Origin of the sequence: Salinibacter altiplanensis, assembly GCF_002894645.1 — a bacterium.
GTDB lineage: Bacteria > Bacteroidota > Rhodothermia > Rhodothermales > Salinibacteraceae > Salinibacter > Salinibacter altiplanensis.
On record NZ_NCQY01000009.1, the window covers coordinates 574,275 to 591,789 of the forward strand.

At 68.0% G+C, this 17,515-nt stretch carries 16 protein-coding genes; 7 read left to right on the forward strand and 9 right to left on the reverse strand.

The window, feature by feature from the left end; translation table 11 throughout:
• The 4 genes from B7R93_RS05600 to B7R93_RS05610 form a co-directional block, all read left to right on the forward strand.
• Positions 1-733 (forward strand): FecR family protein (locus B7R93_RS05600; protein ID WP_232798054.1); only part of this gene is annotated, 733 nt, incomplete at its 5' end.
• A 69-nt stretch (positions 734-802) separates the two neighbouring features.
• On the forward strand, positions 803-2,692 hold the full coding sequence (locus tag B7R93_RS05605; RefSeq protein WP_232798055.1) for a carboxypeptidase regulatory-like domain-containing protein: 1,890 nt from the start codon (positions 803-805) through the stop codon (positions 2,690-2,692).
• A gap of 65 nt (positions 2,693-2,757) precedes the next feature.
• Entirely contained in the window at positions 2,758-3,624 is an 867-nt protein-coding gene (locus tag B7R93_RS15750; RefSeq protein WP_232798056.1) for a hypothetical protein, read from the forward strand.
• A 392-nt stretch (positions 3,625-4,016) separates the two neighbouring features.
• Positions 4,017-5,360: an acyl-CoA dehydrogenase family protein gene (locus B7R93_RS05610; protein WP_103019820.1), complete on the forward strand. Its 1,344-nt coding sequence runs from the start codon at positions 4,017-4,019 to the stop codon at positions 5,358-5,360.
• Positions 5,361-5,373: 13 nt separating this feature from the next.
• Here the strand turns inward: B7R93_RS05610 and B7R93_RS05615 are convergent, their stop codons facing one another.
• On the reverse strand, positions 5,374-5,598 hold the full coding sequence (locus tag B7R93_RS05615; RefSeq protein WP_157942210.1) for a hypothetical protein: 225 nt from the start codon (positions 5,596-5,598) through the stop codon (positions 5,374-5,376).
• 788 nt (positions 5,599-6,386) lie between these two features.
• On the opposite strand from B7R93_RS05615, the gene B7R93_RS05620 reads away from it, so the two are divergent.
• Entirely contained in the window at positions 6,387-7,970 is a 1,584-nt protein-coding gene (locus tag B7R93_RS05620; protein WP_103019822.1) for a hydantoinase B/oxoprolinase family protein, read from the forward strand.
• A 28-nt stretch (positions 7,971-7,998) separates the two neighbouring features.
• Here the strand turns inward: B7R93_RS05620 and B7R93_RS05625 are convergent, their stop codons facing one another.
• From B7R93_RS05625 to B7R93_RS05650, 6 genes are all read right to left on the reverse strand, one after another.
• The gene (locus B7R93_RS05625; protein ID WP_103019823.1) at positions 7,999-8,376 is read right to left on the reverse strand and encodes an ArsR/SmtB family transcription factor; all 378 of its coding nucleotides are present in this window, start codon (positions 8,374-8,376) and stop codon (positions 7,999-8,001) included.
• Between the two features lie 106 nt (positions 8,377-8,482).
• Positions 8,483-10,966, reverse strand: coding sequence for a heavy metal translocating P-type ATPase (locus B7R93_RS05630; protein ID WP_103019824.1), 2,484 nt, complete (start codon positions 10,964-10,966; stop codon positions 8,483-8,485).
• Between the two features lie 46 nt (positions 10,967-11,012).
• Positions 11,013-11,612, reverse strand: a complete 600-nt coding sequence (locus B7R93_RS05635; RefSeq protein WP_103019825.1) for a methyltransferase family protein — start codon at positions 11,610-11,612, stop codon at positions 11,013-11,015.
• Between the two features lie 125 nt (positions 11,613-11,737).
• Complete coding sequence (locus B7R93_RS05640; RefSeq protein WP_103019826.1) at positions 11,738-12,628, reverse strand: SCO family protein; 891 nt, start codon at positions 12,626-12,628, stop codon at positions 11,738-11,740.
• 135 nt (positions 12,629-12,763) lie between these two features.
• Complete coding sequence (locus tag B7R93_RS05645) at positions 12,764-13,024, reverse strand: hypothetical protein (protein ID WP_103019827.1); 261 nt, start codon at positions 13,022-13,024, stop codon at positions 12,764-12,766.
• A gap of 66 nt (positions 13,025-13,090) precedes the next feature.
• Entirely contained in the window at positions 13,091-14,071 is a 981-nt protein-coding gene (locus B7R93_RS05650) for a HAMP domain-containing sensor histidine kinase (protein WP_198598590.1), read from the reverse strand.
• 173 nt (positions 14,072-14,244) lie between these two features.
• Here B7R93_RS05650 and B7R93_RS15215 point away from each other — a divergent pair, with 173 nt between their 5' ends.
• A complete protein-coding gene (locus B7R93_RS15215; RefSeq protein ID WP_157942211.1) occupies positions 14,245-14,400 on the forward strand; it encodes a hypothetical protein in 156 nt (51 codons plus the stop codon).
• A 93-nt stretch (positions 14,401-14,493) separates the two neighbouring features.
• On the opposite strand, the gene B7R93_RS05655 is transcribed toward B7R93_RS15215, so the two are convergent.
• Positions 14,494-15,399, reverse strand: coding sequence for a response regulator transcription factor (locus B7R93_RS05655; RefSeq protein ID WP_103019829.1), 906 nt, complete (start codon positions 15,397-15,399; stop codon positions 14,494-14,496).
• A gap of 597 nt (positions 15,400-15,996) precedes the next feature.
• On the opposite strand from B7R93_RS05655, the gene B7R93_RS05660 reads away from it, so the two are divergent.
• Entirely contained in the window at positions 15,997-17,109 is a 1,113-nt protein-coding gene (locus B7R93_RS05660) for a TolC family protein (RefSeq protein ID WP_198598591.1), read from the forward strand.
• Positions 17,110-17,252: 143 nt separating this feature from the next.
• Here the strand turns inward: B7R93_RS05660 and B7R93_RS15755 are convergent.
• Positions 17,253-17,515, reverse strand: a 263-nt coding sequence (locus tag B7R93_RS15755; RefSeq protein WP_232798057.1) for a hypothetical protein, incomplete at its 5' end; no start/stop codon positions are given.

A 17,515-nucleotide genomic window follows, 5' to 3' on the forward strand; every position in this document is an offset into this window, starting at 1 on the left:
CGCCGCCGTCGTGCTGGTGGGCGGCCTCTGGCTGTGGCGCCAGCCGGTCACGGTCACCGCCCCGCCGGGGCAGCAGTCCACGGCCACGCTGCCCGACGGATCGACCGTTGACCTCAACAGCGGCACCACCCTCACCCACCGGCGAGACTTCCAGGCCTGGCCGTTCCTCGACGCCGACCGGCGGTCCGTGCAGCTGGAGGGGGAGGCCTTCTTTGCGGTGGCCGACGAGGCCCGTCCCTTCGTCATCGAAACGGCCAGCGCGGAGGTGGCCGTCACGGGCACCCGCTTCAACGTGCGCTCTCGCCCCGACGACAGCGCAGCGCGGACCGAGGTCACCCTGATCGAGGGCCGTGTGGAAGTGGCCGCCCGGACGCAGTCGAACCGGCGCGTGGTACTGTCCGAACCCGGAGAGGCAAGCCGGGTGGCCGGCCCGGGCGCCGCCCCGAGTGCCCCGGAGTCAACGGCCACCACACACGCCCTTGCCTGGCGCACCAGCGGGTTTGCGGCGCGGGCCCGGCCGCTCGTTGCGGTGCTCCACGACCTGGAGCGCCGCTTCGACGCGACCCTTCGCCTTCACGACTCTGTGGACCGAACACGGGCGCCGGTCTCCCTCTACTACCCGGAGGCGCCCGACCTAGAAACCATTCTTCACGACCTCTGTACGGCCCGCGATCTGAACTACCGCCCCACGAGCCGAGGCTTTGAACTCTTTGCGGCGCCGGACGATCGGTAGCTCGGGCCGATCGGATGGGTCCCTACGCCTCTTCTCCGTTCATCTCTTCCTCGCCCCGCTCCGGCCGCCATGACCGACATGGCCACGACCGACATGCTGGGTGCATTCCGTGGGAGCGGGCTCCTGGTGGTGCTTCTCCTCTGGGGCCTCGGGGGCCGTGCGGGGGCCCAGTCCGGGGCGGGCATGCCTGCGTCGCTCGGCATCCAGGACGCTCCGCTGGGCCAGGCCCTGGAGCAGATGGCCACGGCGACCGGCATCAGCCTCGTGTACGACGCGTCCCTCGTGGCCGACCGCCGGGCGTCCTGCGTCACGGAGGACTCTCCTCCGGACGCCCTCCTGCGCTGCCTGCTGGAGGGGCATCCAATCGACTACGTCCAGACCTCCAGGGGCACGTACGTCTTGCGCGCACCCGTCCGGCGCCCGCCGCAGGAGGGCCGGCTGGCCGGCATCGTGCGGGACGGCGAGGCGGGCCGCCCCCTGGCGAACGCCCACGTCCGACTGCCGGAGGCGCAGGCGTTTCGGGGAACGGCCACCGACTCGACCGGCCGCTTCCGCCTGCCGGGCCTGCTCCCGGGCCCGCACACGGTCGTGGTGAGCCACCTCGGCTACCGCCGCCACGAGGCGACCATCTACGTCCCCCCGGACGGGACGGCCCGCCACGAGGCCACGCTCGCCCCCTCGCCCATCGCGGCTGACTCGCTCGTCATTGATGCCGACCGGTACGGCCTCACGTCCGCCCGGCCCGACGCCGACCGCGTGCCGACCGCCCCGTTGCGGGCCGGGGGGGCCGCCGAGGGACCCGACGCCCTCGACGCGGCCGGGACCGTGCTCGGCGTCACCGCGTCGCCGCCCTACGCCGACCTTCACATACAGGGGAGCCCCACCAGCGGGCACACGCTCCGCCTCGACGGCATGCCCGTGCGCAACCCGGCGAGCGCGGGCCGCCTCCTCGGCGCCTTCAGCCCGCTGGCCCTGGAGGGCCTCACGGCCCGGAAGGCCGGCTTTGGGGCCCTCCACGGCAACGCCCTCTCCGGCACCCTCGACCTGCACCACGCCCTCTCGGCCCCCGGCGGAGAGTACGGCACCGTTCGCGCCGATTCGCGGAGCCTCGGCGCCCGGCTGCAGGGCACCACGACAATCGGCACGACGCCCGTCTCGGCCATGGTGGCCGGCCGGGTGAGCATGTGGGACGTGTACCAGGACGCCGGGCTTCACGCCCTGATTGACCGCTGGTCGACCCTCGACCCGATGCTCACGGCGGCCCGACTTCCCCCCGACGCGCCGATTGAGGGCGGCTCGCTGGGGGCCCGCACGCAGCCGAACGCTGGGTTCTTCGACCTGCACGGCGCGGCCCGCTTCGAGCTCGGCCCGGCCGAGCGCCTCACTCTCTCGGCCTACCACGGCCGGAGCACCCTCGGGGCCGACCTGGTGCTGGGCCAGCCGGTCGGCACCGGCCAGGACCAGACCGGCGGGAACGAGGATCCTCCCTTCAGCACCACGTTGTTCAAGCTGCCCACCCGCGACGAGTACGACTGGTCGAACACGACCGCCCAGGCCCGCTACGAGGCCCCAATCTCCGGCCGCACGACCGGAAGCCTGCAGGCCGGCGTGAGTCACTACCGGAGCGCGACCCGCTCCGAGACCGGGGAGATTCAGTTCACCTCCTCGTTTGCGGAGCCCAATGCGGCCACGGCCGCGGCCCGTCAGGCGGCCCAGGGACAAGAGGGGGCAAACGAGGTCACGAAGGCCCTCTTGAAGGGGCAGGTCGACTTCGCCCTCGGCCCCCGCTGGAGCCTCGTGTGGTCCGGCGGCCTGACGCACCAGCGAAGCCGGTTCCGCATCGGAAACGCGTTTGCGCCCCGCCTCCAACACCAGGCGCGCTCGACCCGGCTGGCGACCGCGGCCGAGCTGACGGTCGGCCTCGGGCCCCACGCCCAGCTGGAGGGGGGCTTCGGCTGACGGGGCGCCCCGCCCAGGGCCCCGTCTTTGCAGAGCCGCGAGGGGCGATTCGCTACGACCGGCCGGTGGGTCGGCTCGGCACGGTGGCCCTGAGCGTGCGGGGCGGCCTCTACCGCCAGTTTACCGCGCAGTTTGACCTGAGCCGCGACGGCGCCACGGCGGTCGTTCCCACAACACAGATGTGGCTTCCTCTGACCGGCTCCCTCGCGCCGCCCCGTACCTACCACCTGGCGGCCGACCTGACGTGGGCGCCCGCCCCTCGCTGGCAGATTGACCTGGAGGGGTACCGGAAGTGGCAGCCACACCTGCTCGCCATCGACTATCCGGCCCTGCGGGCGGCCCCCGCCGGCACGAGGGCCGCCCCCGATCCGGCTCAATTCATCGCCCCGAGCCGCGGGGTCGCGTACGGCGGTGGGCTGGACGTGACGTACGAAGGATCGGCCCTGACCGGCTCGCTGCAGTACGCCTACAGCCGGGCCGAGCGCACCTTTCCCGGCCGGTTCGACGGGCGGCAGACGCCGGTGCCGTGGATCGAGCCCCACCGCCTTGCCCTCAACGCGGAGGTGCCGCTCGGGGCCGGGGTCGCCCTGGAGGCCACCGGCGAGGGCGTGTGGGGGCGCCGGTGGGGCTACCGGCGGGCGTACTACGCGTACCTGACGCCGTCGCCCCCCGGGAAGGAATGGGACGAGATTCGGCTGGACCGGCCCGGCACCCATCGGCTGCCGCCGCGGTATCGGCTCGACCTCGGCGTGCGCCTCGCCCACTCCTGGGCGGGCGTGGACGTCGAGGGCCGGCTCGGCGTGGCCAACGTGCTGAGCCGCAAGAACGTGGCGGACTGGGGCCTGGAGCCACAACGAGACGGGTCGGTGTCGCGGTGGGCCCGCACCCTGCCCGGCCGCCGGATGACTGTGTCGATCCGCCTCCGGTACTGATTCGCCTCCGGTACTGAGTGGCCCGCTCGTATCCGGCGGCGGTGGGCTGTCTTTCCGTTCCCCCCTGCGGGCGAACGTCGAGACGAGCCCCGGCTCGGAGGCCCTGTCCTCGCAGGCCCCTCCGGCCCGCGTCCCCGGCGCAACTGAACATTCTTGTACCAAAGTCGTCGAGGCCGCCGGCCGGAGAACCTCCACGCCAGAGGTGTCCATTCGTAGATCGAAGCGCTTCCGTGGCACCAGCGACCTGGCCTCGCAAGAATACACTTCTCCAAGGGCTCCCCGCGAGGAAGGAGCGGCCCCTTCGGAGACGGTTCGTGTGCGGCCCGGCTTCGCTGTGCGCCCCTACAGCTTCTCCGCAGCCTTCCTGCCCAACCTCTCTCCTTTGTGCACCTATGCCTGACAGTCCCGCCACCGCCGACCTCGACGCGGACGCCCTTGCCCGCCTCGACGAAAAGGCCGACGTGGACCAACTCCTCGGCGCGCTGAGCACCCTGGACGAAGAAGACCTGGACCGACTGGCCGATGGGGCCCGGCCCCAGGCGCCGCAGCGCCCCTCCCCTCCTCCGCCGGTGAACCCGGACGTCTACGATGTTTTCGGGGACCTGACCGACGCGCAGAACGCGACGCGGGAGACGGTGCGGTCGTTCATGCAGGACGAGGTCGAGCCAATTGCCAACGAGATGTGGGAGGACGGGACGTTTCCGAAGGCGCTCATTCCGAAGGCCGGCGCGCTCTTCGACGAGGTCGTCGGCAGGGACGCCTACACGTTCCCGTCCAACGACCCGGTGCGGACGAACCTCATCAGCTTCGAGATGTCGCGGGTCGAGCCGTCGTTCTGCACGTTCTGGGGCGTGCATGCCCTGCTGTGCATGGGGTCGGTGGCGCTCTTCGGCTCCGAGGCGCAGCAGGAGCGGTTCCTCCAGCCGCTGGCGGCCTTCGACATGATCGGCTCCTGGGCGCTCACCGAGCCGGCCCACGGCTCCGATGTGTCCCAGGGACTGGCAACCACCGCCCGACGGAAGGGCGACACGTGGGTCCTGGACGGCGCGAAGAAGTGGGCCGGCAACGCCACGTTCGCCGACGTGACCGTTGTGTGGGCCCGCGACGAGGCCGACGGCCACATCAAGGGATTCCTCGTCGAGCAGGATCGGCCCGGCTACCACGTGGAGCAAATCGGCGGCAAAGTGGCCAAGCGGGGCGTGGAGAACGGACTCATCGAGCTGGACGGCGTCGAGCTTCCGGAGGCCAACCGGCTTCCCGGCGTGTCCCACTTTGGGGACGTGAGCGCCCAGCTCGCGACCTGCCGCGCCAGCGTGGCCTGGGAGGCCGCGGGGCTCGCCACCGGGGCCTACGAGAAGGCGCTCGCCTACTGCAACGAGCGCACCCAGTTCGGCCAGCCGACCTCCTCGTTTCAGATGGTGCAGGACAAGCTCGTCACGATGCTCGGCAAGGTGACGGCGCTGCAAACGTTCGTGATGCAGCTCGGCCGGCTGGAGGCCGGGGAAGGAGCGATCAGCAACGAGCGGTCCAGCCTGGCCAAGGTCTGGGCCTGCGACACGATGCGCGAGGTCGTCTCCATCGCCCGCGGCATCATGGGCGGCAACGGCATTCTGCTGGACCACGACGTTGCCCGCCTCTTTGCCGACGCGGAGGGGGTCTACTCCTACGAAGGCTCCCGCGAGATGAACGCGCTCATCGTGGGCCGCGCCATCACGGGCCAGAGCGCATTCGTGTAGGGGCCCGCAGCGGCTACCGAAGCACCCGTTTCGCCTGCTCCAGCAGGTGGTGCGGCGACTTCCCGGCGTGGCGAGACGCAGAAAGCTCCAGCGCGTACAGCCGACGGGACTGTGGCCTGTCGAGGTCTTCCGACGCGTCGGTGTGGAGCTTCCTGACCTCGCGTTCGCACCCCGTCCACGACAACTCGCGGCGGCTGGAGGGAGACTGAACAGGGGAAGAGGAGACACTGCGGGACATGACGATCACTGCTTCGTGGTGGGCTGACGATTGCGCTTCGCTCACGTTATCGGCAGCGGGGCGGGGGTCCCTAAGTCGGGCACTGCACTTCATTCTGTGCCGGGCCCGGGGCCGAACGACGTTTTGGGGCAGGGATGCCTCTCCCAGCGGCGAAGACGGCGGTCGTCTTTTCGGCGGGCCTGCCCCGAACGGCGCCGCGGGCCGACAGCACAAACGACCAGCGATCGTGCCGGGGCTCCACAATGTCGCCGGATGATGACCAACACTACGTCCGCGTTGACGCAAGTCGCCATTTAGGAGCAAATCGTCATAAGCAAATCGTCATTTATTAGCGCTTTGATAACGGGGACGACCCGCAATGCGGGAACGAACCGACCGGCCCTGCGAGTTTTTTGTCCTGCTTGCAGCGGTAGCTGCGGCCCCCCGTCGGCCGTCCCTTCCACGAGACCAGGCCGGCGGGGCTTTTCGTTTCTCGCTCCGATCGGAAGAACCGATTCGGAACTGAACCTCGTGCTGCCGAGTCTCCACGGACTCGGCTCGACGGCCCCCACGACGGACGAGAGGGGAGGCCCACTTCGTCAGGTCCCGTGCAGTGGCATCCTTCCGGTCGACGAGGACTCCTCCGGCGTGGCAAACGGTTACGCTCCCCCGCTACGGAAAGCAGTGGCCCGCACACGGCGAGACGCTGTGTTTGGGCGCCCTCCACGCAACCGGAACGAAGAGGGACACGCCGCGTCTCTGCGCTCCAGGTCCACCGCGGCATTTTCCACGCGTTCAGGCGCGCTCGCATGCCCGACGCCGACCCCATCCTGCTGGAGCTCTACCGCCACCGCTTCGAGGGCGTGGCCGACGAGATGGGCGTGACGCTCCGGCGCACCAGCCACTCGCCCAACATCAAGGAGCGGCTCGACCTCTCCTGCGCCGTGTTCGACGGAGACGGGGCCCTCGTGGCCCAGGCCGCCCACATCCCGGTCCATCTCGGCGCCATGCCCGCGAGCGTCGGGGCCGCCTGCGCCGCCGTCGACACTTGGGCCGAGGGCGACGTGGTGGTGCTCAACGACCCGTACGCGGGCGGCACGCACCTGCCGGACGTGACGATGGTCTCGCCCGTGTTCGTCGGCACGCGGGACACGCCCTCGTTCTTCGTGGCCAGCCGCGCCCACCACGCCGACGTGGGCGGGATGACACCGGGGTCGCTGCCCCTCGCCACCGAGCTGGTGCAGGAGGGCACCATCCTCCCGCCCGTCAAGCTGTATGACGGCGGCACGCGCAACGACGCGCTGCTCCAAACCTTTCTCCGCAACGTGCGCACCCCGGAGGAGCGGCGGGGCGACCTTGCGGCGCAGCGGGCAGCCCACTCGGTCGGTGCAGAGCGCCTGCAGGCCCTCGCGGAGGCGCACGGCACGGCGGAGGTCACCGCCTACGCCCGCCACCTTCAAGGCTACAGCGAGCGCCGCGTGCGAGCGGCCCTGTCCGGCTGGCCGGCAGGAACGTACCGGTTCGCCGATGAGCTGGAGCTGCCCGGCGGCAACACTGCTACGATCCGCGTGGCCGCGACGGTGGCGGACAACACCATCACGTTCGACTTCAACGGGACCGACGACGCGGTGGACGGTAACCTGAACGCCGTGCTCCCGATCACCGAGTCGGCCTGCTACTACGTGGTGCAGGGCCTCACCGAGGGCACGATCCCGGTGAACGCGGGCAGCTTCGCCCCGGTGTCGGTAAGGGCCCCGGAGGGCTCGCTCGTGAACGCCGTGGCGCCGCACGCGGTGGCGGGCGGCAACGTGGAGACCTCCCAGCGCATCGTGGACGCGGTGCTCGGGGCGCTCACGCAGGCGCTGCCCGACCGGGTCCCCGCCGCCGGACAGGGCACGATGAACAATCTCACCCTCGGCGGCACGCGGCCCGACGGGTCCTCCTTCGCCTACTACGAGACCATCGGCGGCGGCATGGGGGCGGGGCCGGACGCCGAGGGCCTGAGCGGCGTCCACGTGCACATGACAAACACGCTCAACACGCCCGTCGAGGCGCTGGAGCAGGCGTATCCGTTCCGGGTCGTGGCCTACCGGCTGCGCCCCAGCAGCGGGGGCGCGGGCCGCTTCCAGGGCGGGGACGGGCTCGTGCGCGTCTACGAACTGCTCGTGCCGACCACCGCGACGATGCTTAGCACGCGCCGCCCCACGGCGCCGTGGGGACGCGACGGCGGCACGCCCGCAGCGCCAGGCCGTGCGGTACTCGTTCATCCCGACGGGCGTACAGAAGAGCTTCCCGCGCACTTTTCCCGGACGCTCCCGGCGGGCAGTCGGCTCCGCGTTGAGACTCCGGGCGGCGGAGGGTTTGGCCCCCCGACGGATGACGGCGCCCCGTAGGATGCCACCTCCCCGTCTCGGTATTCGTTCACTTGGATTCCGGCTCGGCGCCGTGCGTCAGGGCATTTTCCAGCATCTCACGGACGTGGTCGTCGGCGAGCCGGTAGTAGACGTGCCGCCCCTCGCGTCGGTGCGAGACGAGCCGGGCGTCGCGGAGCACGCGCAGCTGGTGGCTGATGGCCGACTGGGTCATGCCAAGCGCCTCCACGATGTCGTGCACGCACACCTCCCGGTCGCGAAGCAGGCACAGGATGCGCAGCCGCGTCTGGTCGGCAAAGCCTTTGAGGAGGCGGACGGTCGCGTCGGTGACTGCGGCCGTGGGCAGCGACTCCGAAAGCGCTGCCTCTGTTCCGCAGGCCCCGTCGCGCGCTTCGGCTGGGGCGTCGGAGGCGGTGTTTCCGGACATGGGCGTGGATCTATGGCAGGGAGAACGGCCGAGGCAAAACCAGATGTTTCTCTGCAGGTCAATGCCCTCATAGGACGGCGGGTCGAGTCCAGTTCCGTCGCGGTCGTCACGCGTCGTACCGGAGCAGCCGCAGCGCATTGCCCACCACGAAGAGCGTCGCCCCCTCGTGCAGCACCACGGCCGGGCCAATGCTCAGGCCGGCGATTGTTGCGGGCACCAACACCGCCACCGTGCCGAGCGCGATCCAGAGATTTTGCCGGATGATGCGGCGCGTCTGGCAACTCAGCCCGAGAGCAAAGGGAAGACGAGAGAGGTCGTCGGCCATCAGGGCCACGTCGGCCGTTTCCAGCGCCACGTCCGACCCGGCCGCGCCCATCGCGATGCCGACGGTGGCATTGGCCATCGCCGGGGCGTCGTTCACGCCGTCCCCAATCATCGCCACGTCTTCCTCCTCGCGGAGTGCCCGCACCGCATCGACCTTGTCGTCAGGCAGGAGATCCCCACGGGCCTCGTCGAGGCCGAGCTCTGCGGCGCCCGCGTCCACAACGCGCTGGTGGTCCCCCGAAATCATCACCATCCGCCGGATGCCAATCTGGCGGAGGCGCCCGATCACATCTGCGGCCCCCTCGCGGGGCTGATCCGCGAGTCCAATGACCCCGAGGTAGTCCCCGCCCCGCCGCACGATCACCGTCGTCCGGCCCTCCGATTCCAGCCGTTCGGTTGTTTGGCGCAGCTCGTCGGGAAGGGGCGGTCCCTCGACCTCATCGAATAGCTCCTTCTTCCCGACATGGACCGGCAGCCCCCCGACGGATGCTTTGACGCCCCGTCCCGTAATGCTCTCTAGGTCGTGGGCATCATCGAGCGCCTGCCCCTTCAGTTTCTCAGTTCCATACTCTACGACGGCTTCGGCCAGCGGGTGGTCGCTACGCTGCTCCACGTCGACGGCCGTGCGGAGCAGGTCCCCCTCGGCGGTGCCGTCGCAGGGACGCACGTCCGTCACGCGGGGTGCGCCCTCCGTAAGGGTGCCGGTCTTGTCGAACGCAACGGCCCCGAGCCGCCCGAGCCGTTCGAGCGGGCCGCCGCCCTTCACGAGCACGCCCCCCTGCCCGGCCCGGCCGATCCCGCTCAGCACCGCACTCGGCGTGGCAAGGGCGAGGGCACACGGGCTGGCGGCCACCAGCACCGCCATCGCGCGGTAGAAGCTATCGGCAAACGTCTCATCCAGGGGCACCCAGGCGAAGAGCAAAAGCACGACGAGCCCTAGGACCGAGGGCACGAAAATCCGCTCAAAGCGGCTGGTAAATCGCTCGGTCGGGGACTTTTCCGCTTCGGCCTCCGTGACCATCTGCACGACCCGCGAGAGGGTCGACTCATCGGCCCGCTTCGTCACGCGCATTTCCAGCACGCCGCTTCCGTTGATCGTGCCAGCGTAGACGCGGTGCGCGGGCCCCAGGTCGGCCGGGTTCCCTACAGCCTCCGGGTTGTCCACTGGCGTTTTGTCAACGGGAACGCTCTCGCCGGTCACCGGCGCCTGGTTGACGGCGCTCTTGCCTCCGGTCACAAATCCGTCCGCGGGAATGCTCGCATTCGGTTTTACGACAACGGTGTCGCCTACGGCCAACTCGCCTACCGGCACCTCCTGCTCCTCACCGTTCCGGCGGACCAGTGCCCGATCGGGCGCGAGCTCCGCGAGCGATTCGATGGCCCGGCGGGCGCGGCCCATCGCGTAGTGCTCCAGCGCGTGGCCCAGCGAGAAGAGGAAGAGCAGAAACGCGCCCTCCAGCCATGTCCCCAGCGCCGCCGCTCCTGCCGCGGCGACCAGCATGAGAACGTCGACCTCAAAATCACCAACCCGGACGGCATCGAAGACGTCCTGCACCGTGTAGTATCCGCCGAAGACGTAGCCCCCGACGTAGAAGCCCCATGGGATCCACGCCGAAACGCCGGTAAACGAGAGCCCAACCCCCACGGCCACGCACAGCCCGGCGAGGATTGAGAAGATCAGTTCTGTTTTCTCTCCGAAGACCCCCTCATGGTCGTGCCCTTCCGCTTTGCCCTCTCCTTCCTCGTGGTGACCGGATTTCTCGTGGCCGGACTCCTCTTCCTGGGCTGCTGTTGAAAGATCGCTTACATCGAGCACGTCCCCCCGAGGCCGGACGTTCATCCCCAGGAGGGCATCTCGGATTTTCTCCCCGTCGGTCTCGGAACGGTCGTATTCGACCCGTACGCGTCCCGCGGCGCTGACCGCCGCCTCCACGACCCCGTCGGCGCGCCGCAGTCGCTTGGCAATTGTCCGGGCCCGCCGTGGCCGGGATCCTCCCTTGATGTCCCAGACAAGGTGGCCGTACCGGTCGGCAATTTCGGAGCCGCGGCTCTTTGCGAGCCGTCGAATGCGCGGCAGCGAAAGAGTCTCCGGATCGTAGTGAATGCAAAAGGGATCCGGCTCTCCGTTTTCGGCCGGAACGACATGTGCATGCTCGATCCCTTCTGTGCGCTGGAGGCTGCTCGCCAAGCGCTCTACGCACGTGTCCTTCGCGCTGGGGACGTCGGGAAGAAGGATCGGCAGGTCAAGTTGGGTCCGGGCGGGCATGAGAACCGTCGGGTCGTTTGGAAAAGGCGTTCGAGCTCTGCGGGGGTTAATCAAGCACGAGAGCAGGGCGGCGGCAGATCGGAATCCATCGAGGGACGCGGGCCCGATAGCGCCGATAGGCATCCCCATACCGTGTTTCCAGCCACGGCTCATCGGCGAATGGGACAAGAACAAATCCCAACGCGACCCCGGGAGCAACGACAGCGAGGAGGGCAGACCCGCTGAGAACCGGGAGCCCCGCGGCGAGGAGAATGTCCCCCACGTACTGCGGGTTGCGCGTGAACCGGTAGGGCCCGCTCACGACGAGCGCTTCCTCCACCCCCAGGCCGGCAGGCCAACTGAGCGTGTAGATTCCCCAAAGCGCAAGGCCCGTTCCCACCGCGACTAGCCCCGTCCCGGTGCTCAGGTGCCCGGCGTGGCCGATCCACTCGTCCAGGGGAAGGGTCCCCCAGTTCAGACGGGCGACCCCGAGGACGCCCGGAAGCAAAAGACTGTAGAGCGTCCACACGAGCCGGCACTGCCACGTCCGGCGGCCGGGTGGCGACCAGAACTGCACCGAAGGCACAAAGAGCGTCGCGATGAGGAGCACGTCGAGACTCGTCGCTACGGCCATCGTCGTCCAGAAGACGATTCCAGTGGCAGTCATTGCCCCTGCGGTATTTTAATCATGATTACATGAGCAAGTGTTCATACGTACATCCAAAGAAAAAGATTTAGGGGCAGACTTTAGGGGCTCCGCCAAATGTAGCCAGACTCATTCGGGCGTGCCGGTTAAACGTCTTCTTCGAGTCGCCCCACAGCCTCCCGTACATCTTCGGGGACCCAGTCGTTGCCCCGCCAGAGGCGCTGCACCCGTCCCTCCGGCCCGATTAGGGCCGTCGTGAGGTTGTGCGTAATCTCATCCTCCGCCGTCTTCCGTGCCGAGACGCCAAACAGCTCCGTGGCCCGCTGCACCTGGGTTGAGTCGCCGGTTGCGAAGGTCCAGGTGTCGAGGCGGTCGGTGTATTTCGCGGCGTACTCCCGGAGCACTTGTGGCGTGTCGTAGGCCGGGTCGAAGCTGATCGACAGCAGCTGCACGTCTTGCCCGTACTGCTTCCGGAGCGTCGGCTGTAGGGCCGCAAACTGCTTCGACATGAGCGGGCAGTAGGTCGGCAGCGGGCACCGGGTGTAGATGAACGTCAGGGCGAGCGCCTGCCCGCGGTAGTCGCTCATCCGGATGGGCTCCCCGGCCTGGGTCGTGAGCGTGAGGCCCGCGGGGACGCGGTCTCCCTCCTGGAGCATCTGCGGTCCGTCACTCCCCGCCGGCTTGATCGGCGTGGTCGAGCGGGCCGGATTTCGGGCGACCGCCGTGTCCGGAAGGGGGCGGACGGCGATGATGCTCGCGCTGTCGCCGACGGCGAGGCGGAACTGGATCGCTTCTCCCTTTTCCAGCGGGGCGGTCATGCTGGAGTCCGCCACCGGCAGCGGCATGATCATCGGCGGCATGTAGCCGGGGATCTCCTCGTGCTCCACCACGAGGGTACGCCCGTCCTCCTGGATGCCGGCCACGCGGCCGTTGACGGTGTACGTCTGCGTGCCGAAGAGATACAAGAGGAGGGCGCCCGCAACAAGGAGGAAGGCGACGAATCCAGTCCCGAGAAGAAAAAAGCGCCTATTGCTCATGACGCGGCCTGCTGTGCTGAAATTGGGAATGTCGTGTTCAGAAACGCCCCCGGCACCAGTCTCGAAGATTCCTGCAGAAATGAACGCGTTTCGTCCCCGAGCGGTCCGTCTCCGCCGAAGGTTCAGACGCGATGGCTATTCGGGGATATCATTCACCCAAAGTCCCATGAGGACAAGCCCGCCCCGGATTTCGGCGCGGCGGACCTGTCCCTGGTTGTATCCGACCCGAACAGTTCCGGCTTTTCTTGCCTCCACGTCCACGACGCCTGTCATTCGGCGGAGCCCTTTCTCAAGCCGTCGGGCGTGCTCAGCGTCCCAGATCGACGGCGTCTCCCACGTTTCGTGGCGGAACTGCTCCGTCTGCCGACACCCGGTGAGGGCATTCTTCCGAAGCAAGACCTCGCACGTGCGCTGCGGGGGTTGCCACTGCGGCCCGTAGCCCTGTGTTTCACAGAGCCCCCACTAGAGAGGAAACCGCCCCTCGAAGGTACTGCCCTCCTTTCGACCAGAACTCCAGGCTGTTGCCGTCCCCCCGTAGCTCTCTGCAATTGCCTGCACGATGGGAAGCCCGAGCCCACCTCCGTCAGCGTGCTGCTCCGCAGGGTCCGTGCGGTAGAAGCGCTCAAAGAGCCGGTCGGCATCCTTTTCTCCAAATCCAATCCCTGAGTCCGACACCCGCAGAACGACATCGCCGCTCTCCTCGGCGACCTGGACCGTCACCGTTCCCCCCTCGGGGGTGTACTTGAGGGCATTGTCGAGCAGGTGATCGGTAACAAGGTCGAGATCCTCCGGCGAGATGAGGGCATCGACCCTGCCGGAGGCTTCCCATTCGAGCGTGATGTTTTGTGCTTCCGCCCGCTGCCGAACGCGAGAGATCCGGCTGCCGATACGGCTGCTTGCGTCAATCGGGGAAGAGACCGCCGGACCGTCGCGGGCCTCGATTTGGGAGAGGGTCATCAGTTCGTCGAGCAGTGACGAGAGGGTTTCGGTGTGCTGCCGTACCGCCTGGAGCGCCTCTCGGTATTCGGTCTCGGAGCGGGGACTGCGAAGCGTCACGTCGAGCTCGCTCTGAATAGCCGTGAGGGGGGTGAACATGTTGTGGGCGGCGTCGGCCCGGAAGCGTCGCTCTCGCTGGAGGGACGCGCGCAGCCGCTTGATCAGGCCGTTGAACGTCTCTGCGAGACCGGTAAGCTCGTCCTCGACGCCGAAGTCCGTGGGCAGGGTGCCGGTGGGCCGGTCTTTCATATCGTTGGCCGCGTCGGTGAGGGCAGCGACCGGGCGAAGGGCGCGGCGGGCCAGCCCGTATCCGACGAGCATAGCAATCCCGACGCCGACGCCGATCCCCAGCACGAGCCACCAGCGCAGGGCGTGGAGCTGCCGGTGAATCGGCGACTTCAGTTTTGTGACCTCCAGCCAAGCGGCGGGCGCGTGATCGACGGGCATGTATAACGACTGTGCAGTAGTCCCCCCCATGTTCTCGTTTTGACGGTAGATGCCCGCGAGGGAGGGAGCTCAGGCGAAAGCGGCGGCCGCACCTGGAGAGAGGGACTTGCCTGGACCACCTTTCCTTCAGGGCCGAGCAGACGGACGAAGGTGCCGGGGGTAGACTGAAGCTCATGGGACGCGATTGGCGAGGCCTCTCCCGCTCCGTCGGGACCGTGGGCCTTATGATGAGCCTGGATCGCCGTTGCCTCCTCGCGCAGCCGCGCCTCCAGGTCGTCGTGCAGCCCCAGGTGCACGCTTATGTAGAGCCCCGCAACGAAGAGACCTAGCAGGACCAGCAGGCTGGTCCCGAACCAAAGCGTAAGCCGCGTTGAGATCGAAAAACTGGAGACGACGGCACGAGCGTTCATGAACGGCGAGGACTAAACGGAGTCGCTTGTGGCGGGATTGCTTGTGGTGGAGGGGCCCTCCGAGGAGGAATCCTCTGGAGAGGAATCTTCCGAAGACAGGTTTCCCGAAGATGGATCCCTCGAAGACGTGTTTTCGGCAGGCGGGTTCTCAGCAGGCGGATTCTCAGCAGGCGGGTTCTCAGCAGGCGGGTCACCGTTGGGCGGGGAAACGGTCAATCGGTAGCCGATCCCCCGCTCCGTCTCGATGGCCACCTGGGAGAGGAACTCGCCCGTGAGGTCCGCGCCCGCAAGCGCCTGTCGGAGGCTCGACACGGTCACGTCGATCGCGTTCGCCGTGACGTCGTACGGGGAGCCCCAGACGCGCTCGGCGATGGTGGTCCGGGTGACGACCGTTCCTTTCTGGCGGAGCAGAAGCTCAAGCAAGCGATACGCCTTCGGGCGCAGGTCCAGGGCGGATGCTCCGTATCGCACCGCTCGTCGGGCGGTGTCCATCGTGAGGGCGCCCGCCTTCAGGTGTGTCATCTGGGTGTCCGGAGAGGAGGATGCGCGGTCGGCCCGCCGCGCCAGAGCACGAAGGCGGGCCAGCAGCTCCTCAAAGGAGAACGGCTTCGTCAGGTAGTCGTCCGCCCCCGCGTCGAGACCCGCCACGCGGTGGTCTACGTCTTGCAGGGCCGTAAGCATCAACACAGGGGTGGAGTTCTCCTCGCTCCGAAGCCGCTCGATGAGCGTGCGTCCGTCCATGCCGGGAAGTCGCCAGTCGACAATGAGAATGTCGTAGGAGCCGGCAAGCGCCTCGGTCAGGCCTTCTTCTCCCTCTGTCGTCCAGTGGACACGGTAGCCCTCCTCCTCCAGGCCCCGTTTGATCGGCCCAGCCACGCCGGTCTCGTCCTCGACAAAGAGGAGTCGTTTGGGAGACATCGAGGCACTTGGCGAAGGCATAGGTGACGAGAAGAGAACCTTTTGGATTTTTCAGGTGGCCGACAACCTCCTAACAGCCGCCGTCCCATACATTCCTAGATGGATTCGGCGTCCCTTCGATCAGAGCTTTCCTCCATGTGGCTTTTCGCTTCTGGACTGGCGCTCTGGACCGCGTTTCTGATGTGGGCATGGATTCAAGTTGGACGCTCACTCGGCGCTCCGGTTCAGAAAGAAGACCAGTCTCAGGATCCCTCCCCCACCGGGGAGGAGCCAAGAGGATTCGCGCCCTAAAATCCGCCCCGTCAATGCGCTTAAAACGACGCTCAAAACGACGTGTCCCGCAGAATGTCTTCCCTCCACTGCCGTAGCGTCCCCGTTGCCCTCCTTCTGTGTTGGCTCGGAGGGACGGCCCTTGCGCAATCAGCTCGTTCTCAGCCGGCTCGTTCTCAGCCAGATCGTTCTCAGGCGGATACCCCTCCGTCGGCTACGCCCCACCAAACAGGCGAGCTCGATCGCAGCGCGCTCGCGGGACGTTCGGCAGACTCGCTTCGGACCGTCGGGCTTCGCGAGGCGCTTCGCCTCTTTCGGCAGAACAACTTGTCTCTGCGCCGCGCCCGGTCGGAGGTGCGGGCCCTCCAGGGGGAGGCCCGACAAGAGGAGGCGTACCCGAACCCAACCGCTCAGGTTACACACGAGCCCCTTTGGCGCGGTGGGACCCACCAGTCGGAAACCTACCTGAACCTCAGCCAGAAGATCGAGTGGAGCGGCCGCTCGGCCCGAATTGCGTCCGCGCAGCAGGAAGCAGCGGCGGCCCGATCCCGAACGGCCGCGGACAGCGCTCGGTCGGCCCTGGAAGTGGCCACGGCCTACATCGAGGCCGCCACCGCCGAGACGCGCCGCCGTCGCTTAGGGCAGGTGACCGGCGTCTTTCGGCAGGCGGACTCCAGCGTGGCCGAGCGGGAGCGCGGAGGCGACGCGTCCGGCTACGCCGCCCGCCGCATCCGGCTGGAGCGGGCCCGCTACGAGCAGCGCCTGGCCGCCGCCCAGTTGGAGGCCCGGAGCGCCCGGCGACAGCTTGCCCTCCTGATTCTTCCCAGCGAAGCATCGTCGGTCGCGGCCCGGCCTCTTCCGACAGCCTCCCCGCCGGCAATCTCGAAGCAGAATGCCCTCCGTTCGGCCCTCCAGCGGCGCCCGGAACTGGACCGCTGGCAATCAGAGGTCAATGCGCAGGAGTCGTCCCTCCGCGCCGCTCGCCAAGAAGCGTGGCCCGATCCGTCTTTCACCGCTGGGTACAAGCGCCAATCCGACGGCTTCGAAGGGGCGTTTCTCGGTGTGGGCATTCCCCTGCCGTTTTTCGATCGCAATCGAGGGAACGCAGAGGCAGCCTCGGCCCGCCTCCAGGCCACTCGGACCCAGAAGCTCCTCGCCCGCCGCGAGATCCGCAATGAAGTCCGCCGTGCCCAGTCCGCATACGCCTCCACGCGCCGCCAGGCCCAGCTCCTCGGGGACGATCTGCTACAAGGCACAGGCGACCTGCTTCGCATTGCACGGGCCAGCTACGACGAGGGCGAAATGTCTCTCGTCGAGCTCCTCGATGCGGCGGATGCGTACCGCGACGCCCGCCTCACTGACATTGACCTTCAGGCCGACCTCTGGGGGCGCTACTTTTCCTTGCTTCGCGCAATGGGACGGCCTCTCGACCTCCCGTAATCTGCAGTTTCGCTCGGCACGCTCAATCACAGATAATCAATGCCATGAACCGCAACTGGACCTCTTCGATGTTCACCGTCCTTCTTGCCGTTGCGCTTCTCCTGGTGCTTCCCGCATGTGGAGGCGAGAGTGAGGGTGGCCACTCACATGGCGGCGACAGCCACACCCAGGAGCAGGCTGCCAGTCATGAAAACGGCAATCATGCTCACGACGGCGATCACGCCCACGAGGATACGTTGAGGACTCGACTCGACACCTCCGGCATGAACGCCGACAGCACCCACAGTGGCGAGCACGGCCGCAGCGGCGACACCGAAGAACATTCCCACGACGGCGACGAGCATTCCCACCAGTAAGTCGCGGGGATTCTCCGGACTGGACAAGCCATTTTCGATCAAAAAAAAAA